This window comes from Blastopirellula marina, from assembly GCF_002967715.1.
Lineage (GTDB): Bacteria > Planctomycetota > Planctomycetia > Pirellulales > Pirellulaceae > Bremerella > Bremerella marina_B.
This window is the reverse complement of record NZ_PUIA01000017.1, coordinates 333210-354834: the sequence shown is the minus strand read 5'-3', so window position 1 is coordinate 354834 and position 21625 is coordinate 333210. Positions and strand designations below refer to the sequence as shown.

Genomic DNA, 21625 nt, shown 5'->3' with positions numbered 1-21625 from the left:
GTAGTCTTCGCCTTGCCATTTCTCTGGCCACTGGTTCGGCCTGTATCGATTACGCCGATACTTCCAGCATTCGTTCTAGTGCTACCCGCGACCACTTAGATGTTTCGTCATCCACGTAAATCTCGTTTACCGGGGTCCCTGCGGCCAGGTTCTCAAGCGACCAGCATAGGTGGGCCAAGTCGATGCGGTACATGGTCGCACACATGCAGACGACGGGACTGAGGAAGTGGATTTCCTGTTCCGGATGCTCCTTCTTAAGTCGATTGACCAGGTGAAGTTCAGTCCCGATCGCCCACTTCGTGCCGGCCGGAGCCTGGCGGACGGTCTCGATGATCTTGCCGGTCGAGCCTGAGACGTCGGCGATTTCGTTGACTTCTCGCATACATTCCGGGTGCACGAGAATCTTGATGCCAGGGTGGTTCTGCCGGAACGCGTCGACATGCTCCTTCTTGAACATCTGGTGGACGCTGCAGTGCCCTTGCCACAGAATTACTTTGCTATCAACGAGTTGCGTCTCGGTGTTGCCCCCCAGTGCGCCTGCGTATGGGTTCCAGACCGGCATCTGGTCCTCGGTGATTCCCATCGTCAACGCCGTGTTCCGGCCCAGGTGCTGGTCCGGGAAGAAGAGTACCCGGCTGGTGCGGTTGAACGCCCATTTCAAGGCTTTATAGGCGTTGCTTGAGGTGCACACGATACCGCCGTGCTTGCCAACAAACGACTTCAGGCTGGCGGCGGAATTGATGTAAGTAACTGGTGTGATGTCGTTTGTGTCGACCACCTCTCCCAGGTCGTCCCAGGCATTTTCAACCTGGTCGATCGCGGCCATGTCGGCCATCGAGCAGCCGGCGGCCATATCTGGCAGCACGACCGTAACGCGCTGGCCGTTACGCTCTTCGATCTTTTCGGGGCGATTGGCCAGGATGTCGGCCGTTTCGGCCATGAAGTGGACACCACAGAAAACGATATAGCGGCAATCGCTGCTTTCGGCGGCCATTTTGCTGAGCTGGTAACTATCGCCACGCAGATCAGACAGTTCGATCACTTCGTCCTGCTGATAGTGATGCCCCAGAATGAGGAGCTTGCTGCCCAGTTCGTCGCGGACCTTTTGGATCCGGGCGGTCAGCTCTTCGTTCGAGAGGGATCGATAGGGTGCGAAATCGAAGGATCCCAGGGAAACGGTCGACATGATGGTTCTCGTAGGGGCCAAGCGTCCGCTGGCAGGCGGGTGGGAATTGAGGGCCGCGATAGGGCCTGAAGCTACCTTGGTATTATAGACATCCGCCGCGGTCTAACCCACCCTCGGCAGGCACCCCTGAGACCTTATATTACGGCCAGGTTTGACCAAATCCGGCTCGATCTGGGGAACTGATCTACCGTAAGTGGGGATATTTTCTTAGGTTAGGGGCGCTTGCCAAGCCGGCGGTATCGTCTGAAAACCGGCGTTTTACAGGCGGTTGTGAACTTGTGAGGGTGAGATTGGCTAGGTATACTGCTAAGCTTTAATTTCCCGTCGCTAGGTCCTTTAGTACCTTTTGAAAATTTCGAGTCGCTAGTGAGCTGAGATGAAGTTCTGTCTGATCGATCAAATCTCGGAGATCCATCCCGGCGAACGAATATCGGCGGTTAAATGTTTGAGCTTGGCCGAAGAGTATCTGCAGGATCACTTCCCGCGATTTCCGGTCATGCCAGGCGTGCTGATGCTGGAAGCCATGACCCAGACCGGGGCATGGTTAGTTCGCGTGACGAACAACTTCAGTCACAGCCTGACTGTGCTGAAGGAAGCACGGAACGTGAAGTACGGCAACTTTGTCGAACCGGGCGAGATCCTGGTCGTCAAAGCGGAGCTAGTCAAGATGGACGGCAACCTGGCTTCGCTGAAGGTTTCCGGCGAGGTGGCTGGAAGCGTTGCCGTCAGTTCGCGCATCGTACTGGAAAGTTACAACTCTTCCGGCACCGATGAGCCGAACATTACCGATCAAAACGCGATTCGGCAACTAAAACAACAATACGATTTGCTCTATCGCCAACAATCGGCGGTATAAGCAGTCCACTGGGTCGCTCGTGCGGCCGCATATTCCCGCGTAGGGCAATTTTTCAAGCAATCAATTAGCCAGTTCCCAGTCGGAGAGCAAGAAATTATGGCACCCTCGGATGACGAAATTTTTGAAAAGGTCCGCGAAGCCTTGGTAGACGCGTTGGGCGTTGACGAGGAAGAAGTGGTACCGGAGGCCACCATGGTCGGCGATCTGGGTGCCGAGTCGATTGACTTTCTGGACATCGTGTTCCGCCTGGAAAAGGCGTTCGGCATCACCATTCCACGTGACGAACTATTCCCAGAAGACATTCTGACCAACGCTCAGTACGTCCAAGGGGGTAAGGTCACCGAGGAAGGTCTGACCGAACTGAAGAAGCGAATGCCATTTGCTGACCTCAGCAAATTCGAATCCAATCCAGTCGTGTCGGACTTCGGCAACCTGCTGACCGTCAACGATATGTGCAGCTACGTTAAGTCGAAGCTGGCCTAAGTACTGAGTTCCTGCCAATTCCCTCTCCCATAAGCGGGAGAGGGCAAAGGTATGGTGCTACTTGCTATCGTTCGTTTCCTGGTTATGAACCGAACGATGAATCCAAGCCGAATCCATCGGCATCCCAGGGATTGAGTCGCGGAGCAAATTTGTCATTGCCCCCTCAGCCCAGCCCTCTTCCTTATGTGTCGAGGGGATTAGAAAGAAGTCGAAGGGTCTGACGGAATGCGTTGGTTTTGGATCGACAAGTTCATTGAGTTTAAAAGTGGCACGTCGGCCAAAGCGGTGAAGTGTGTTTCATTGGCCGAAGACCATCTGCACGACCACTTCCGCTACTTGCCGGTGATGCCGCATTCACTGGTGATCGAAGGGATTGCCCAAACGGGCGGTCTTCTGGCCGGCGAAGTGTACGACTTCCGCGAACGCGTCGTGTTGGCCAAAGTAGCCAAGGCTGTCTTCCATGGGACGGCACATCCTGGCGACCAACTGACCTACTCGGCCACGATGAACGACATCCGCGAGAATGGCGCGTATGTCTCGGCGACAAGTCACATCGGCGATCAGTTGCATGCTGAGGTCGAGCTGTTTTTCGCCCACCTCAACGATAAAGACCAGCAGCGCGAGCTGTTCTTCCCGGCTGACCTGCTATCAATGCTACGCTTGCTGGGCCTGTATGAAGTTGGTCAGGCCAAGGATGGTTCCCCGCTTCAACCACCCGATTACATGATTCAGGCGGAAATCGAGCTGACCAAAACCCCCTCGATTTCGTAGCAAGCAACGCCCAAAGCCGGTGCATTTGCCGGCGGCTTGATGAAACCTTCGCAAGCTGGGACGCGACCCAGCCGATATAGCGAACTACAATAAGTGTGTGAGCCAGGCGTGCGAGCTCTGGACGCCCCTACTGCCTTCGGCGCGGAGAGAATCTTCTATGACTAGGCGAGTCGTTGTCACCGGTGTCGGCATGGTCAATCCCATGGGACACGATGTGGAAACGGTCTGGAAAGGCTTGAAAGAGGGCGCTTCCGGCGTTGGCTACACGAGCATTTTTGACGCCTCGAACTTTCCCACCAAGATCTCGGCGGAAGTCAAGAATTGGGACGTGACCAAGTGCGGCGAGAAGATCGCCGACTGGGAAAAGGCCGGTCGCCATACTCGCTTTGCCGTGGGTGCTGCCAAGCAGGCCGTCGAGGCTTCCGGCGTGCTGGACGCCATCAAAGATCCGACCCGCTTTGGTGTTTACCTGGGTTGCGGTGAAGGGGATCAGGACTTCCACACGTTCACCAACATGGTTGTCGCGGCGATCAGCAGCGGCAACGGCGACTGGGACAAGTCGGCGTTCATTACCAAGGGGTTGGCAACGCTAGATTCGCAGCGCGAAATGGAACAAGACCCCAGCATGCCTTGTGGGCACCTGGCATCGCTATTCAATGCCCAAGGTCCGAATCTGAACTGCTTGACGGCCTGTGCCGCTTCGAGCCAGGCCATTGGCGAAGCTCGTGAACTGATCAAGCGTGGTACGTGCGACGTGATGCTCTCAGGCGGAGCGCACTCCATGATTCATCCTTTCGGTGTGACCGGCTTCAATCTGCTGACCGCCTTATCGACTCGCAATGACGAGCCTACCAAGGCCTCGCGTCCTTTTGATCGCGAGCGCGATGGTTTCGTCCTCGGCGAAGGGGCATCGATGGTCGTGCTCGAAGAACTCGAACATGCCAAGGCCCGCGGAGCAACCATTTACGGTGAAATCATCGGCTACGGCACGACGGCTGATGCTTTCCGGATTACCGATACGCATCCAGAAGGACGCGGTGGTATTGCCTGTATGAAGATGGCGATGGAAGACGCCGGCATCGGTCCTGAGCACGTCAACTACGTTAACGCCCACGGCACCAGCACCACGGTTAACGACAAGGTCGAAACCCTGTGCTGCAAAGAAGCATTCGGCGCAGAGTGGGCCAAGAAAATCCCGGTTTCCAGCACTAAGAGCATGATGGGGCACTTGATTGCCGCTGCTGGCGTGACCGAAGCGATTGTCTGTTTGCTGGCCATTCGCGACAACGTGCTGCCACCGACGATCAACTACGAGAACCCGGACGACAACTGCGATCTCGACTACGTGCCTAACGTTGCCCGCGAAGCGAAGGTGGATATCGCCCTGAACAACAGTTTCGGGTTCGGCGGTCAGAACATCACGCTCGCCCTTAGCCGCTTCAAGGGCTAGGGCTTCGAAGTCGAAGCACCCAAAGCCGCGAATCCACTCAGTGGGTCCGCGGCTTTTTTTGTGTCATTGCCGCCTTATGCTTTGGGTCAAAGAGTGGGCTGCCTAAATGGCTATGCATTTTGTCTCAATTGCCAGTCTTTCAGACTAGGCGATCCTCTGTGGTGGGGTGCCTCTCTATCTTCTCGCCAGCATTGTGCTTGGTGTGGAAATCTGTATTTCGAATGTGTCGTTGTCGGCTACGTTTTTCCATAGACGTATCTACACGCGATTCTTATAATTGATGCATCCCTTCCCCTTAGGCCTGCCTTAATCCCCTGTTATCTTCCCCAGCAGGAGTTTCCCCTTCATGTCGCGGCTGCCAAGCGGGCACTGTGCGTACGGACCGTTCCCGATTGTTTTGTGTCTTGTCTGCATGTTGATTGCGTCGCAGGCAGAAGGAGCAAAGCGCGCGGATATGGCCGAGTCGTACAGCACCACCGTCGTGCCGTTCATGAAGAGCTACTGCATGGATTGCCACTCAGGCGATACGGCCGAGGCAGAGCTCGATTTGGAAAAGTTCCGCTCGTGGGAAGAGGTCACCACTACTGGCCGTAAGAAGTGGTCGTCGGTGTTGGACATGTTGGTCACCGGCAGCATGCCGCCGAAGGATTACGATCAACCAGGCGGCGATGAACTGCAAGGTGTCTTAAAGTGGGTGCAGGAGGCGCTATCGACGGTCGACTGCGATGGTCCCGTGAACCCAGGCCGCGAAACGATCCGCCGCCTTAATCGTATCGAGTACGAGAATACAATTCGCGACCTGGTGGGTATCGAGTACAAGGCCACCGATTCGTTCCCGGCGGATGACGTCGGTTATGGCTTCGACAACATCGGCGACGTGTTGTCGACTTCTCCGCTTCTGTTTGAAAAGTTCTACGAAGCCGCGGACGACATCGCCTCAAGGGCTATCATCACCGACAAGAGCCAGCTCATTCCGAAGAATGAACTGCCGCTGGCAAAGTTCAAATTGAAGCACGGTAGCGCTTCCGGGCGGCAGTTGGCATTTCCATCGAACAATACCGGTAGCTACGAACTTGAAGTCGAACCAGGCATGTACACCGTGGCCATCTATGCCCATGCCAGCCAGTCGGGTGACGAGCCGGCGAAGTTAGGAGTTCGTCTGGGTGACAAGGAGAAGCGAACATTTGCCGTCAGTAACGAGTCTCCCAACAAGCAGCCAATGGAGCTCAAGGTGCGCATGCCCCGTGGCAAGCTTCCGTTGGAAGTCGCGTTTCTCAACGATCATTACGACCCGAGCAACCCTAATCCGAACCGCCGCGACCGAAACCTGTTTATCAATCGGATCGAACTGCGCGGACCGGACACGAACCTCGATAGTCGGTACCCCGAATCGCACAAGAAGATCCTCTTTGTTAGTCCCGGTGAAAAGGGACTCGACGAGAAACAAGCCGCCCAGCAGGTTATTGCCCGCTTTGCCTCACGAGCGTTTCGACGTCCTGTGACCAAAGGGGAAATGGAGCGGTTAATGATCCTCTACGAAATGGCGAAAGCAGACGGGCTGAACTACGAAGGATCGATTCGCGAAGTGGTGGTAGGCGTCATGTGCTCTCCTCATTTCCTCTTCAAAGTCGAAGAGATGCCTGAAGGCAGCGAAGGGACGCAGCCGCTAAGCGACTATCAGTTGGCAACCCGACTGAGTTACTTCCTGTGGAGTACCATGCCGGACGAAGAGCTCCTGCAGCAAGCCTGGAAAGGGACGTTGCGGCAAAATCTCGACGGGCAAGTCGTACGCATGCTGGCCGATCCCAAGGCAAAACAGCTAACCGAGAACTTCGCTGGGCAGTGGCTCGAAATGCGAAAGCTGGAAATTGTGCAGCCTGATCGGCATCGATTTGGCAGCTTCAATCATCAATTGGCCGCCGACATGCGAACCGAAACCGAAATGTTCTTTCAGTCGATCATCGACGAAGATCGGAGCGTGCTGGACCTGTTAGGAGCGGATTACACCTTCCTGAATCAGCGTCTCGCCGAGCACTACGGTATCGGCGGCGTTAAAGGAGACGAGTTCCGGCGTGTCACACTCCGCGATGGTCGGCGAGGTGGAATTCTAACTCAGGCCAGCGTGCTGACAGTGACCTCGAACCCAACACGCACCAGCCCGGTAAAGCGTGGGAAGTGGATTCTCGACAATGTACTGGGGACACCACCACCAGAAGCGCCGGCCGACGTGCCGACGCTCGAATCGCAAAAGAAACTGACCGGTAGTCTTCGCGAGCAAATGAAACAGCATCGCGAGAATGCAGCTTGTGCTTCGTGCCATGCCCGGATGGATCCGATCGGGTTCGCGTTAGAAAACTATGACGCAATCGGCAAGTGGCGAACCAAGGACGAAGGTTTCGCGATCGATGCCAGCGGCGAGATGCCAGGCGGGCGTAAGTTCGCCGGGGCAGACGGGCTGAAGAAGCTGCTGATGGAAGACAAAAAGGATGATTTCGTGCACAACCTGATTTCCAAAGCAACAACGTATGCTTTGGGGCGAGGCGTGGAATACTACGACGAATGCGCGATCCAGGCCGTGAAGATCGAGATGGAGAACAGCGATTACCGCTTCTCTTCCATGATCAAGGCGATCGTCCATAGCGAACCTTTTCAAAAACGTGGTGGCTAAGGGGAAGCGGATAGATGTCTAGCACAATGCTCAGTCGGCGAATGGTTTTGCGTGGTCTTGGAACCGCTGTGGCAATGCCTTGGCTGGAAAGCATATGCCCCGAATCACGTGCCGCGAATATTGATTCGTCTGACGTTAAGCCGCCGGTGCGGATGGGGTTCTTCTACGTTCCCAACGGCATGCATATGCCTCATTGGAAGCCGCAGTATGAAGGAGAGCTGAAGGAACTGACGCCCACCCTTTCGCACCTGGCCAAGCATCGTAGCGAGATCATGCCGATCTCTGGTTTCGAACTACACAACGGTTGGGCGCTGGGGGATGGTGGCGGCGACCATGCCCGCAGCGTGGCTTCGTTTTTGACTGGGGCTCACCCATTCAAGACAGGTGGTGCCGATATCCGTAACGGAGTTTCCGTCGACCAGTACGCTGCCGCACGGCTTTCGCACCTGACCAGGTTTCCATCGCTGGAACTGGGGCTTGAGCCGAGCGCCCAGTCTGGCAGCTGCGATACAGGCTATAGCTGTGTCTATTCGTCGAATCTCAGTTGGCGGAACGAAACGAACTTTGTCACCAAAGAGGTCAATCCTCAGGCCTTGTTCGATCGCCTGTTCGGCAATGGTGATTCTCAGGAACAAGCCGAGAACCAGTCGCTCCGCAATCGCCGGAAGAAAAGTGTCCTCGATTTCGTGCTGAACGATGCCAAGCGGCTTCAGAATCGTTTGGGGGAAGTCGATCGCCGCAAGATGGATGAGTATCTGCACGCAGTACGTGACGTCGAACGCCGCGTTTCCCACAGCATCAAGCTGGAAGGGCAGGAGGTCGACAAACCAGATTACGCGCGGCCAAGTGGCGTACCGGCCGAGTTTGAAGAGCACTGCCGCTTGATGTTGGACATGATCGTGCTGGCGTTCCAAACCGACTCGACACGGATCGCGACCTTCATGATGACCAACGCAAGCAGCAACCGCCCTTACCCTCAAATTGGCGTAAGCGAAGGGCATCACGATCTTTCGCATCATCAGAACGACGACGCGAAGCAAAAGAAAATCGCCAAGGTCAACGCTTTTCATGCCAAGCAGTTCGACTACCTGCTGACCAAGATGCGCGAGATCAAGGAAGGGGACAGCACGCTCTTGGATAACAGCATGCTGCTGTATGGCAGTGGCATTTCAGACGGAAATCGCCACAATCACGACGACCTGCCCATCTTGCTGGCGGGCCGGGGTGGCGGTGCGGTGAAGCCGGGCCGGCATGTCCGCGTGGCCGATAAGACTCCGCTTTGCAACTTGTACGTCACCATGCTCGAAACCATGGGCGTCAATGCCGACAAGTTCAGCGATTCCAATGGCCGGATTACCAATCTCGGGTAGGCCAGGCTGTCTAATCGTTACGATCCCTCTCTTGGGCCCAGCGGCAGGGCGTTCCCCGGCATGCGCTTGGACGAAAAACGCTCTCGGCGTATATGATGAAAGAAAGACGTCTTTCTTTCTAGATTCGCTGGGGTATTTGTGCCGCCGATTCGTACTTGGGTAATTCGATCGCTTCTGTTCTCGACGTGCGCATTGGGGACCCACCTAGTCGTGCGCGCGGAGAAGCCAAAGGTCGACTTCGCTCGCGACGTACAGCCAATCCTGGCACAGCACTGCTTCGCTTGCCACGGCCCCGACGCGGCGACACGGAAGGCCGACTTGCGGCTCGACCAACGCGATAGCGCCTTGGAGCAGATCTCGCCAGGGCATTCCGGCGATAGCGAACTGTATCGCCGCCTGGTGGCCAGCGATCCGGATGTCCGCATGCCCCCGCCCAGCGAGCAGCATCAGCCGAGCCTGGAAGAGATTGCAACGCTTAAGCGTTGGATCGAAGCTGGTGCCCCTTGGCAAGAGCTGTGGAGCCTGCAGCCGATCATTCGTCCGGAGCTGCCGGCGGTAGAGAACAAAGATTGGCCAACCAATGCGATCGATTACTTCACGCTGGCCAAGATGGAAGCCAACAACCTTGAGCCAGCGAAGCCTGCTTCTCGTTATGCCTGGCTGCGGCGTGTTACCTTCGATCTGACCGGTTTGCCTCCCACGCTCGAGGAAATTCAGAACTTCGATTCTGACACGTCCCCTCAGGCCGATCAGAAGGTTATCGATCGTCTGTTGGCTTCACCTGCTTACGGCGAGAACTTTGCCCGACGCTGGCTCGATTTAGCTCGGTACGCTGACACGCATGGTTACAACGTCGACAGTCATCGCGACATGTGGCGTTACCGCGAATGGGTGATTGAGTCGCTGAACAAGAACATGCCTTTCGATCAATTCACGATTGAGCAGCTTGCTGGTGATCTTCTGCCTGTTCCGACAATCGATGAACTGACTGCCACTGGATTTCACCGGAACTTGCCGGTGAACGACGAGAATGGAGCATTCGCCGAAGAGTACCGTCATGCGTATGTCGTCGATCGTGTGAACACGACCGGCACTGTCTGGCTGGGGATGACGCTCGGTTGTGCTCAATGCCATGATCACAAGTACGATCCCGTCTCGCAGCTTGACTTCTACCGTCTGGCAGCTTTTTTCGACAACATCGACGAGAAAGGTCTCGACGGGCAAAACGGAAACGCCGGGCCTGTCATCAAGAGTCCCACACGCAAACAGCAACAGCAGCTCCAGCAACTAGAAACCAAGCTGGAAAATCTTCGCCAGTCATACGCCGATTATCTGACGACTGATGATCCCTTGATGGCTGCCTGGGAAGCGAAAGCCCAGGAGGAAGGGCGGGCCGAAGTTGTTTCGCAGGAGAAACTAATCGCAAAAGTCGATTTCGATACGTCATCTTCCTTTCCCGCTGTGATTGGCCTGGTAGGTGATGGTACTTATGTGACCGGCAAGCAAGGGCAAGCTTTACTGGCTGGGGGCAACGTTCGCTTGAATCTGCTTCGCGATGCCAAAGGGGCACTTTCGGTGGCCGCCTGGCTGTATCCGACCGTAACTCGCCCGCAAACCCTCTATCAGTTGAACTACGAAAACCACGACCAACTGCGGTTGGTGCAGGCCGACGATAAGTTCATGCTTTCCCTGAATAAGGACGATGGTACGGCGGTCGCTTGGGAAACGGAGGCCGACGCATGGGAAACCAACACATGGCAGCATCTGGCGTTTGCGATCGATCCAGCATCGCCAGAGAACTCGCGCGTCTGGGTGAACGGCATACGCCTTGCTTGGCGAGCGGCTACACCCGCCGCGATGGATGACCAGGAGGATGATACGACAGAGGAATGGATCTTGGCCGTTCGAGGTCTATTGGATGAAGTACGGATCGATGCACGGATTTGGATCGATACCGAGGCAAGGATTCTAGCCGAAGACGACCCGATTTCCGCGCTGCTTGCCAAGCCTCTCAAAGAGCGAACGGAAGAGCAATCGCTGCGACTGAAAAAGTTCTATCTACGTGAAACGAATGAAGACTTTGTGCGTCTGGAACTGCAGATGGAGGACCTGCGGCGACAGATGGAATTGCTGCAGCGAGAGTTTCCTGAAACGATGGTGATGCGCGAACGAGAAGAACCACGTACCACGCACGTGCGTATTCGCGGACAGTGGGATCAACTGGGTGAGGTCGTGCAGCCTGGCCTGCCAGGTCAGCTATACGATGGCGTCGCCGAAGGGGGGGGTGATCGTTTGCAATTGGCGCGTTGGCTCGTTTCGCCTGGCAATCCGTTAACAGCACGCGTCGTTGTGAATCGCACTTGGCAGCATTACTTTGGGACGGGGCTCGTCAAAACGACCGATGACTTCGGAACGCGTGGTGAACTGCCGTCCCATCCAGGGCTGCTCGACTTTCTCGCCTGCGAATTGATCGACAGTGGATGGGATATGAAGCACCTGCATCGTTTGATTGTCTCCAGCAATACGTATAGGCAGACGAGCTCAGTAGCCAGGCAGTGTTACGAAGCCGATCCCGAGAATCGCCTACTCGCACGTGGTCCTCGGCTGCGTCTCTCCGGTGAAGAGATCCGAGATCAGGCGCTCGCAGCCAGTGGTCTTCTGGTGCGGGAAATTGGTGGCGTGAGCGTCAAGCCATATCAGCCACCAGGCTTGTGGGAAGAGCTTTCTAAGGGAAGCGAGTTCACGGCGCAGCGGTTCGTACAGGGCCACGGTGATCGGCTTTATCGTCGGAGTTTGTACACCTATTGGAAGCGATCGAGTCCGCCACCCAACATGACGGCCTTCGATGCCACGAACCGCGAAGTCTGTGTCGCCCAGCGAAGCCGCACCAATACGCCGATGCAAGCGCTGGTGATGTTGAATGATGTGACCTTCGTGGAGGCGGCCAAGGTTCTGGCAGTGGATTTGAATGAGCGGCACAAAGACCATAGCGATCGTGCAATCGCCGAGGCGTTTCTAAGGATTCTCTCTCGTCTTATTCGTGAGGACGAGCTTGCAATGCTCCAGATCCTGTATCGGCAAGAGTTTTGGAGGTTCACAGAGGATCCTGAGGCCGCCAGGCAATTGCTCGGCGAAGGTGAAACGGTCGTCGATGCAAGTCCCCAGCTGGCAGCGATGACAGTCGTGTGTCATACGATCCTCAATCTTGATGAAGCGGTAATGACTCCTTAGATGCGTGACGATTATCGACAACTCGCGGACCGTCAAACACGGCGATCGTTCCTGGGATCGGCCGGCATCTCGCTTGGCGCGCTGGCGATGCACGCGCTGACCACCAAGGACACTCATGGAGCCGAGCTGTCACTGCCCCATTTTTCTCCGAAGGTGAAACGCGTTATTTATCTCTGCCAGTCGGGGGCCCCTTCGCAGCATGATCTATTCGACTACAAGCCGGAGCTCGAGCGGCTAGCTGGCCAGGAATTGCCGGCGTTGATCCGCATGGGGCAACGTCTTACGACGATGACTTCCGAACAGGATTCGTTGCCGCTGACTCCGAGTAAGTTCGCGTTTTCGCAGCATGGCGAGAGCCAGATGTGGTTCAGCGAACTTGTGCCGTATCAGGCCAAGATTGCGGATCATATGTGCCGAATACGCTCGATGCATACTGATGCAATCAATCACGATCCTGGGATGACTTTGCTAGTTAGCGGGCACACCCTGCCAGGCAGGCCGAGCCTGGGAAGCTGGCTCAGCTATGGGCTAGGAAGCGAAAACGAGGAGCTGCCGGCGTTTGTGGTGCTCGTTTCTCAGGGAAGTGCCACGCTGAATAATCAGCCAATCTTCGATCGATTGTGGTCGAGCGGTTTTCTGCCGTCGCGTTACCAAGGCGTTCGCTTTCGCAGCAGCGGGGACCCTGTTCTGTATTTGAATAACCCGGCTGGCATCTCGATGGCTGATCGCCGCCGCGTGCTGCAGACCTTGGCGGCAATGAACGAGCGTCAGGCTGCCGAGGTAGGTGACCCAGAAATCGAGAATCGTACCGCGCAGTACGAGATGGCGTACCGCATGCAGATGTCGATACCCACGCTGACAGATTTTTCAAATGAGCCAGAGTCGGTGTTTACGGCCTATGGAGAAGATGCCAGGAAGCCTGGCACTTATGCCGCTAATTGCCTTTTGGCACGCCGGATGGCCGAACGGGGCGTTCGTTTCATTCAGCTGTTTCATCGCGGCTGGGATCAGCATCGCAGCATCAATACAGAACTTCCGCGACAGTGCCGCGACACCGATCAGGCTTCGGCGGCACTGGTTAACGATCTGGCTCGGCTTGGACTACTGGAAGATACGCTAGTGGTCTGGGGAGGGGAGTTTGGTCGAACGGCTTACGCTCAAGGATCGATCTTGGCCAATGATTACGGACGCGATCATCACAGCCGCTGCTTTACGATGTGGCTGGCCGGGGCAGGGGTGAAGTCTGGTTTCGAGTTAGGGGCGACTGATGAGCTGGGCTACAACGTCACCGAGGATCCCGTTCATGTACACGACTTGAACGCGACCCTTTTACATTTGCTAGGTATCGACCACAAAAAATTCACATATCGCTTCCAAAGCCGCGATTACCGACTGACCGATGTGCATGGTAATGTTGTCGAAAAGATGCTTGTCTAAAGGCCAGTCGGTATCTCTTGCCGTGAAATGCATGAGCCCACCACGTCGTTGGTGCTCTGACGGTTAGGTCGCCCAAACCATCCACCAAGGCCGTTTGACGGCCTGCGGTTTGGGCTTGAAAGGTTTATGTTTGGTGCACGCATTGATCGCGCGTTCCAGGTAGCAGCCTTCCAAGTGAGCATCGGTCATCGTGGCGTCAGTAAAGTCGGCTTCATCCACTTTGGCCCCGGTCAGGTTGGCACCGGTGAGATTGGCACCACGTAGATCGGCACGCGTCAGGTTCGCCCCTGGCATATCGCAGCGCAGATCGCACATGCTGATATCGGCTTCCACCAGTCGGGCACCGGTGAGATCGCAATTGTGAAGCTTCGCGTAGCGGAGATTGGCTTTGGTAAGGTTGACCTCTTTGAGCGAAGACTCGTTGAGTATCGCATCGGTCATCGTCACGCCAACCATGTTGGCACCATCGAAGCAGGCATGCTTCACACTGGCCCCCATAAAACTGGCTCCTTCAAGATCTGAATTCTTGAAGCAAACTTCGTCCAGGTTGTCGCTATCAAAAACGCAATTACGAAGAACAAGCGAAGAAAGGTCGGCCCCGGCGAGGTTCTTGCCGACGAGCTTGGCACCTGCCAACGCGTCTGCATCAACCTCGTACAGGACTTCGCCCGTATCGCGGTGTTTAATCTGAATCATGGCGTCACTCCCAGGTTAACTGGCCAAGGATTGGGGGTGTGACATCGCCGGGGAACTCCCCCAAGGCGATGCAATGGACGCCTCGACAATTTGTTCCGTTAGATGAAGAGCAGTCGAACGTTTCTTTCGTCGAGAGCTATTCTGGTTGAACCAAGGTTGGCAGTAAGAGTTTTGCGTGAAGTCGGAAAATCTTTTCGCTTCACGGATATCCACTCTACCTGATTGGTACTTCGGTACAAAGCACAATTTATGAGAGAACGCCGATATTTGGCTGTTCGTGCCTAGTAGACTTAATGTTTGTGTATATCAAGATGGGTGCCGTAGCACCTAATGGAGTGGTGTTTTCCAGCTCTTTGGCAGGCATTCTGCTCAAAGCAGCTCCACGCAAATGGTATCAGCGAGTAATAGTCCTTCACGCGTTAACCGTAAGCGCTCATAACTATGATTTAGTAGGCCTAGTTCCATAAACTGGTCAATCTTGGTCCCGCACAACTCCCAGGGAGTCATCCCGGTATCCTTCTTAAAGGTGGGAATGTGAACGCCAGCGAGCATTCGTAGTCCAAACACTAGAAGCTCTGTGGCTTTCATCTGCGATGTGAGCTCTTCATGTTCTGCCACGGGAGAGGTGCCTTGTTGCATCCTGCGGATGTAGGCGGTGGTGCTGCGATGGTTGGTCTCGCGAATCATACCCACATGACGCGATGCCCCGGGCCCTGCAGCAAAATACCGTTTGCCCAGCCAGTACTGCATATTGTGACGGCTTTCATATCCCCGTCGAGCGAAGTTGGAAACTTCGTAGTGCTCGAAGCCTGCTGCGGTGAGATAATCGATCGCGGCCAGGTACATCTCGCGCTGTAGTTCCTCGTCGACTTCGTGCAGTTGATCGTGATGAAGTCGATTCCAGAAGGTTGTTCCTTTTTCGAACGTCAGGCCATAAGTCGAGATGTGCGTGGTTCCGAGTGCGATGGCCGATCTAAGATCCTCTTCCCACTGGGTCAGCGTTTCACCAGGAGCGGCGAAGATCAGATCGAAGCTGAGATTGGGAATGCGAGGCAGCAGTAACTCAGCGGCGGCTTCGACCTGTCGTCGGTCATGATCCCGCTCGAGCAGTTTCAGCTTATCGCTTCGAAACGACTGGACGCCCAGGCTCACGCGATTGACCCCGCCAGATTGAAGCACATCGACTTTTTCAGGGACGATGTCGATCGGGTTGGCTTCCACACTGAGCTCGGCACCTGCCGCTAAGGGGAACCACTTGGTCGTCAGTGTAAGTAGCCGCTCGAGCTCTTGCGGCGAAAGATGCGTCGGGGTGCCACCACCCAGAAAAAGCGTGTCGACCTCGTACGGCTGGCGGAGTTGCTCCAGTTCCGTCTCGAGTGCTTCCAAGTAGGCCCCAGTCAGATCGTCACGGCCGGCGATGACCGTGAAGTTGCAGTAACCGCAGCGGTGCGTACAGAAAGGGACATGGACGTACGCACTGCGCGGAGACTCGTTCGTACCGGAAGGGGCGCTCATAGCCACAAGTTCAGCCGACCGTCGAGCATGTTTGGCAACTTCGCTTTGACGTGCTCTTGGATCTGGCGATTGTTGTATCGCGTACTGAAGTGCGAGGCGATGATCATCTTGTTCTGAAAACGATCTTGCCGCGCCACAACGTCATCCAAGTGAATGTGACCCATCTTGTGAATCTTCTCCTTGCGATGCTCTGGCGAGACAAATGTCATCTCCATGATCAAGATGTCGGCTTCGTAAAACTGCGGGTTGTTGTCCATGGCCTCGGCCCGACTGTCTCCCAAATAAGCCAGCATGGGATGACGATGCTCTTCGGTGACCTCGGTGCCGCCAAGGCGGAGATCGCGAATCTGATCCCCTGGAAGCTCTTGGTATTCTGCTTTCAGTTTGCGACGTCGCTGCGAAACGACATATCCAACCGAAGGGACGGTATGCTTGGTTTCGTAGGCGTTGACGATCAACTCGCGCGAGAGTTCAATTTCAGCCCCAGGCAGCACGGGATGGATTGTGCAGGGCATCTTGCCGCGATCCAACCGGCTAAATGCTTTGAGTACCTGCAGGGCAGGGCCAACCGCGACCTCTGGCATGTAGATCACCGGCGGGGGCATCTTCATTAGCCGTCGACGCGACACATAGACCGGCAACGCAGCAATGTGATCGAGATGGGCATGAGAAACAAACCAGGTCGCCGTGCCCATGAAGTCCCACGGCTGCAAGCCCAGATCGAAGCCGAGCTTCATTTCGGGGATGCGCCAATAAGTTTGTACGGCCGCGCGGGAATAGCCCTCGATCGTCAGTCCGTTGAATTCAATTTTTCGCAGCGGTGCGTTGTCGAGCATGATCGTGAAAGTCTGAGTTGCGTATCTCTGGGGATTCCATCGTGGCCCTCGATCAGGCAGATGGGGTGTGATCAGGAGCCGAAGCGTCGTTTACGCCGATCGCTCCCATTCGAGTTGCCATGGATCGAGGAAGGGAAGGACGTTCCATCGCAAAGTCAGGTTCACTCCGTCGATGCTTTTCCCGATTCGTATTCGTCGACATCTTCGAAATGAACTTCGGCCGTGAATCCTTCGCCGGCGGTAATCCAGATCTCGCTTTCTCCCTCGTCCTGATGTGCCAGCGTATTATAGTGCCGGATCAGCTCTAGTAGGGCGAGGAAGATGCCAATGATGCGTGTCTTGGCGGCATCTGGAGGAAAAAGAGTATGAAAGCGCACCTTTCCCTCTTGAACAATCCGCGCATGCACGGCTTTCATGTGCACACGGATCGGGGTGTCGTCGTAAACGATATTGGTCGGTTGTTGGGCTTTGCTATCTTTCAGCAGGCGGTTAAGCGCACTGACCAGGTCCCACAGTTCGACCTCGTTGATCGGCTGATCGGCCATATCGACCTTCCGCGGGGGAAGGTCATCAGCAATGCGGGTAAAACGCCGCTGCCAGTTGCGTCCTTGATCTTCCAGCAAGCTGGCTGCGTCTTTGAATCGCTTGTATTCCAATAGGCGTTCGACGAGTTGCTCGCGTGGATCGTCGATGGTTTCTTCGTCCGTGTCTTCTACTTGCGGTAGGACCAGCTTCGATTTGATCTCGATAAGCGTGCTGGCCATCTCCAGGAAGTCGGCCACGCTGTTGACGTCCATCGCCTTGAGAATATCGAGATAGGCCAGGTACTGCTGGGTTACCTGGGCGATAGGGATGTCGACGATATCGAGCTCGTGCTTACGAACCAGGTACAGCAAAAGATCGAGCGGCCCACGATAGATGGGGATTTCAACTCGAAAGTTCATGGTTGCGTACCTGTAGATTTACGACATCTGGTCCCCTCTGCACCGTCAGCGGGGGAGAGGATTAGGGTGAGGGGGCGACCCATGTACCCGCTTCAGCCCCTTACCCTAGCCCTCTCCCCAAAGGGGCGAGGGGACAAGCGCTGAGGGGACTGTTCCATTATTCCTCTTCGTCGTCTCCACCGGAAGGGAAATGGGTCGTCCAGCTGTCGATTTGATCGTGAACTTCTTCCAGCGAAAGTTTCCTGAGCGGAATCGCTTCGCCAGGTTGCCAGGCTTCGTTTTCGGTCGAGAAGCTAGCTTCGAGTTCGACTTTGGTCACTTCTTCGTCCAAGGCCTTGAGCCAGGCCGGGATATCGAGCCCCACGCCGCTGGGCTCTTCAACTAAAGCTTCTGCCTCGTCGACCAGCAGTTTGAAGGCCGTGTTGGCGTCTTCGCTTCCCATGTCGGTCATTGCCTGTTCGACCAGCGAGCAGATACGATCGACGGCCAATGGCCTGACGAAGCGTTCCTTGATGCGGTCGGCAACCGTGGGCATTTGCATGGCGTACTCGCGCTGCAGCTCACGCAGTTTCTTCACGTACTTGTCGGCTTCGTCCTCGATGCGGTCGGCCAAGGCCTTGCGCCACATCTGGGCGGCTTCGGCGTGGCCAGTGCGGACCAGGACTTCGTGCGTCATGACAATCGGTTTGAGGTTCCACGAGACCCGATCGTACGCGGTCCGTAGGCGCAGGAAGTCGAGGAACATGTATAAGTACTCGCCGCGGTCACTCTGCGTGGTCGTGCTGTTGTAGTCGCGGTACTCGGCAAAGTTCTCTAGCACGGCTTCCAGTACCATGCTGAAACAGGCAATCGCTTCGGTGCGATTGATATTCGTGCCCATGGCCTGAATGAACAAAGGCCAGTTGTCTTCAGGCCACTGCTGGCGAACCTTTTCGATCCAGGTTTCCACGCCGCCATGCAAAATGCTGCGGATGTTGCCGCGATTGAAGAAGTGTTGTGTGAACAGGTCGGCCCCGTACCGCTGAATGAAAGCTTGCACAAGTTTCCATTGGCCAGGGTCGGAAAACTTCTCGACCGCCGACAACCGCAGTGTGCGGCTATGATTAAGCCACACAATCAACAGGTTTTGCGTGACATGTTCCAGGCATTCGACCAGAGCGTTGTCGAGTTCCGAGGTACCTTCCTTGGCGACTTCCCAGCTTTCCGACGAAGCCACGACCGCATCGATGATCGCCAGGAAGCCGGTTTCAAACAACGCGTCGAACTCGGTAATGGCTCCGGGCCCGATCGGGTTGTCGTTTTCCATCTTTCGCGCCGTGTCGAGCATCTGACGCGAGAAGTCGTATTGTCCAATTCGTGGTAGCCAGTGCAGCAGCTCTCGGATGGTCGATTGGCGGACGCGTGTCGAGACAATCCGTAGTGGGCCACCTCTCTTCGAGATCGGCACATAGAGCAGCGGCTTATCTTTCAACGTATTGAGCATCGGTGGAAAGTGCTGCTGGACTGCTTCGGCATCGCCTGCCAGGATTGCAGCCAACAGATCGACGGCCAGTGTTTGCTCGGCACCAATCTCCTTTTCAAGATTATCAAGCGACTGCTTGTGCTCTGGGGCAACGGCCGCCACAACCGACGAGAGGATTCGAGCTGCCGAAGCAGTGCTCACCGTCGTCATAATAATCCGCTCGAGCATAAACTCTTTGACGGCCCGCTGACGATCGTATTCGACCATCTCTTGGTGGTCACCGCTGATATCGCTTAGCTGGTGTTGATTCACGACTAGCAGCAGTTCCAGCAATTCACGATAGTTGGTGATCGCCTGCTCACGCCACTGAAGCAGTTTCTCGATGACGACCGGCTCGCCATTGGTGCGCAGGGCTTGGAATGCGGCCATCTGCCACTGCTGGGCGATACAGCTCAGAAAGGAGATGTGCATGTTGACGCGGCGTGATTCGGCTTGCAGGTCTTCGCTCGACTCGGTCGAACTCGATCCTCCTTCGAAGATCGCGCCTTCGTTGCCATCGTCGGTACTGTCGGTGAAGGTGACGTCTTCGTAGGCAGCCTGAAAGATGTCGTCCTCTTCGCTTGGCTCTTCCCCTTGGAACAACGCGTCGAGTTCCTCGTCGAACTGGCCTTTCTTGGCTTGTTTCGAGAACCAGCCGGGGACTCGGTTGTAGATGCCGGCGTTCGCTTCTTGGAAGTCCATGAACCGCTGCAGCATCTGCCACGTTTCGGCCTGATTCTCAGGTGTATCGGACAATGACTCGCGATGTTTCTGGAGGGTCAGAATCCACTGTGTCGCAATGCTGAAGTACGACGTATCGAGATGATGCAGGGGGATCTCATCGGCCTGCTCCAACCAGTTCATCAAAAGTGCCATCGTCGTGACGAAGTCGTTTCGTTCGAGCAGCGCTTGAACCACCAGGCCGTACGCCTTGGGGGAATCGAACATTTCGACGTGCGGCGACCAGAACGCGATGTCGCCAGCTTCCGCCCCGGCCTTGTGCCACAGACGCAGGGCGTCGGCCACACGTCGTGCGGCTGCGAACGCCTCGTCGCCACTGGGGCTGTCGACGCTGGAAAGCTCGTGCGTGGCGAATTGATGCCACCACATGCTGAACTCTTCGAATGCCCAGGCCGTTTTCGAGCGAACGGCTTCGTCATCGCGAACGGCCGCTTCGCTGAGTGCCTGGGACATGAGGTCGAAGATCTGTTCGATCATCCGGGCCAAGTCGTCGACGCGATGATCGCGGACACTGTTTTCATACGCGGGGAACAAACTGAACTGGCCATCGAAGCCCAGGATGTTCCAGGGGTCGACGATCGCTCCGCATTCGATCGCCCGGTGCAGACGATCGACAATCCGGTGAATGTACTCGATCGTTTCGTTCAGCTCGCCGCGACGCATGGCTTGATGGGCCAGCGTGATGAAGCACTCGATCCGGCACTGCATCCGAGCGGATGCAGTAGGGACGATATCGACCTGCTTGCCTGCCGCGTCGGGATAACCCATCCGCGAGAAGATCAGTGCCAGACGAACGTGCGCGAGCTGCTTTGCTCGGCGATTGCTCAGGTAAGCATTCAAGTGCTGGCGAGCGGCCCCGAATGGTTGACGCCGCTGGATCGATTCTTCGTTGAGCCTCTGAGTCATTGACTCGGGGCAGTTGTCGAGCAGTTGGTTGTAGAAACGGTCACGGTAGTTCGCGATGACGGGAACCAGCTTCGATAGAGTGGTTTCCGAAGAGTATGCACCAGGTCCGCTACCGCTGATACCGGCCCCCATGAGGATGACACCTGCCAGAACGGCTGCCGCTTCGTAAACGAGCTCGTCGTGGCTCAGGTTTTCCGGAGGGTTGCGATCAACACGATCCGTCAATGCTTCCAACGTGACTTGCTGCACGACAAAGCGATTGTAATGTCCGCTCATGTCGATGCTGTCGGGGTCCCACTGACCAAACTGATAGTTTGGCCGCTTGTTAACGGGATGCTCGAAGTCGTAGGCTCGTGGGTCGATTGCCAGTTCGACGAGCTTGGCGGGGTCGAATCCCGCATCTTGCAAGATATCGGGAGCCGTATTGGCGAGCAGTTCCAGTGTCTTCTCGACGATCTCTTGATGTCGACTCTGGCATGCGCCGGCCCCTTTCAGCCAAATCGGGATGGGACGGCAATACTCGTGAGCGTACGGTTCAGTCTTGCGGGTCTCGAGCGCCGGGACGGGACGATGTCCGATGTAGTCGTTTAGTTGATCCAGGCAGTTCTTGAGAACGCGGGGCTCGTTTTCCCACTCGGAGGATTGTGTCAGAACAACCTGGGCTACTCGCACCACGAAGTAAGGAGAGAACAGACTCTCGCCGCTCTGGTGAAACAGCAGATCGTGGTGGAACTCCAGGTATCCTGGCAGGACGACGTCAAAGATATAATGGAGAGCCGTCTCGGCCTGCGAGCTTTGGTTAAGCGCCGCGGAACTGGTCTTCAGCCGAGTGAGTCCCTCTTTCAGGGTTTGCCCAATCCTCGACCATTGCCAGATAGGGACGTCTGGCTCAGATTTCGCATCGTGGCGAAACAGATGGTCCATCGCTGTGGCGAAGCGTGCATCGAAGTCTCCGGAAGAGAAATTGAGGTAGCCGAGTATTTTCTCGAGCAAAACATTCTCTTCAGTTCGATCGCCCATGAACCGTCCACTAT

Annotated in this window: 14 protein-coding genes; 8 read left to right on the top strand and 6 right to left on the bottom strand. The window is 55.9% G+C overall.

The genetic code is table 11. The annotated features are described in order from the left end of the window. Nucleotides 1-49: 49 nt before the first annotated feature. Nucleotides 50-1186, bottom strand: a complete 1137-nt coding sequence (gene nadA, locus C5Y96_RS07380) for a quinolinate synthase NadA (protein WP_105351491.1) — start codon at nucleotides 1184-1186, stop codon at nucleotides 50-52. 376 nt (nucleotides 1187-1562) lie between these two features. Between nadA and C5Y96_RS07375 the strand changes: the two genes are divergently transcribed. From C5Y96_RS07375 to C5Y96_RS07340, 8 genes are all read left to right on the top strand, one after another. Continuing rightward, nucleotides 1563-2042 carry a 3-hydroxyacyl-ACP dehydratase FabZ family protein gene (locus C5Y96_RS07375; RefSeq protein WP_105351489.1) on the top strand — a complete coding sequence of 160 codons (480 nt, stop codon included), beginning with the start codon at nucleotides 1563-1565 and terminating at the stop codon, nucleotides 2040-2042. Nucleotides 2043-2138: 96 nt separating this feature from the next. After that, the gene (locus C5Y96_RS07370) at nucleotides 2139-2525 is read left to right on the top strand and encodes an acyl carrier protein (protein ID WP_105351487.1); all 387 of its coding nucleotides are present in this window, start codon (nucleotides 2139-2141) and stop codon (nucleotides 2523-2525) included. A gap of 225 nt (nucleotides 2526-2750) precedes the next feature. Next, nucleotides 2751-3296 carry a beta-hydroxyacyl-ACP dehydratase gene (locus C5Y96_RS07365; protein WP_105351485.1) on the top strand — a complete coding sequence of 182 codons (546 nt, stop codon included), beginning with the start codon at nucleotides 2751-2753 and terminating at the stop codon, nucleotides 3294-3296. A 157-nt stretch (nucleotides 3297-3453) separates the two neighbouring features. Then, a complete protein-coding gene (locus C5Y96_RS07360; RefSeq protein ID WP_105351484.1) occupies nucleotides 3454-4746 on the top strand; it encodes a beta-ketoacyl-[acyl-carrier-protein] synthase family protein in 1293 nt (430 codons plus the stop codon). Between the two features lie 346 nt (nucleotides 4747-5092). Beyond that, nucleotides 5093-7414: a DUF1592 domain-containing protein gene (locus C5Y96_RS07355; RefSeq protein ID WP_105351483.1), complete on the top strand. Its 2322-nt coding sequence runs from the start codon at nucleotides 5093-5095 to the stop codon at nucleotides 7412-7414. Between the two features lie 14 nt (nucleotides 7415-7428). Next, nucleotides 7429-8784 (top strand): DUF1552 domain-containing protein, encoded by a 1356-nt coding sequence (locus C5Y96_RS07350; protein ID WP_105351482.1) that lies wholly within the window; start codon nucleotides 7429-7431, stop codon nucleotides 8782-8784. Nucleotides 8785-8994: 210 nt separating this feature from the next. Next, the gene (locus C5Y96_RS07345) at nucleotides 8995-12015 is read left to right on the top strand and encodes a DUF1553 domain-containing protein (protein WP_158261127.1); all 3021 of its coding nucleotides are present in this window, start codon (nucleotides 8995-8997) and stop codon (nucleotides 12013-12015) included. Next, nucleotides 12016-13452 carry a DUF1501 domain-containing protein gene (locus tag C5Y96_RS07340; protein ID WP_105351480.1) on the top strand — a complete coding sequence of 479 codons (1437 nt, stop codon included), beginning with the start codon at nucleotides 12016-12018 and terminating at the stop codon, nucleotides 13450-13452. It abuts the gene before it with no gap. A gap of 63 nt (nucleotides 13453-13515) precedes the next feature. Here C5Y96_RS07340 and C5Y96_RS07335 read toward each other — a convergent pair whose 3' ends face one another. The 5 genes from C5Y96_RS07335 to C5Y96_RS07315 form a co-directional block, all read right to left on the bottom strand. After that, nucleotides 13516-14148: a pentapeptide repeat-containing protein gene (locus tag C5Y96_RS07335; protein WP_105351479.1), complete on the bottom strand. Its 633-nt coding sequence runs from the start codon at nucleotides 14146-14148 to the stop codon at nucleotides 13516-13518. 369 nt (nucleotides 14149-14517) lie between these two features. Beyond that, nucleotides 14518-15663 (bottom strand): radical SAM family heme chaperone HemW, encoded by a 1146-nt coding sequence (hemW, locus tag C5Y96_RS07330; protein ID WP_105351478.1) that lies wholly within the window; start codon nucleotides 15661-15663, stop codon nucleotides 14518-14520. Next, on the bottom strand, nucleotides 15660-16499 hold the full coding sequence (locus tag C5Y96_RS07325; protein ID WP_105351476.1) for an MBL fold metallo-hydrolase: 840 nt from the start codon (nucleotides 16497-16499) through the stop codon (nucleotides 15660-15662). The genes hemW and C5Y96_RS07325 overlap by 4 nt, the downstream gene beginning before the upstream one ends. 161 nt (nucleotides 16500-16660) lie before the next feature. After that, the gene (locus tag C5Y96_RS07320; RefSeq protein WP_105351473.1) at nucleotides 16661-17443 is read right to left on the bottom strand and encodes a segregation and condensation protein A; all 783 of its coding nucleotides are present in this window, start codon (nucleotides 17441-17443) and stop codon (nucleotides 16661-16663) included. A 157-nt stretch (nucleotides 17444-17600) separates the two neighbouring features. After that, nucleotides 17601-21611 (bottom strand): hypothetical protein, encoded by a 4011-nt coding sequence (locus C5Y96_RS07315; protein ID WP_105351471.1) that lies wholly within the window; start codon nucleotides 21609-21611, stop codon nucleotides 17601-17603. Nucleotides 21612-21625: the final 14 nt, after the last annotated feature.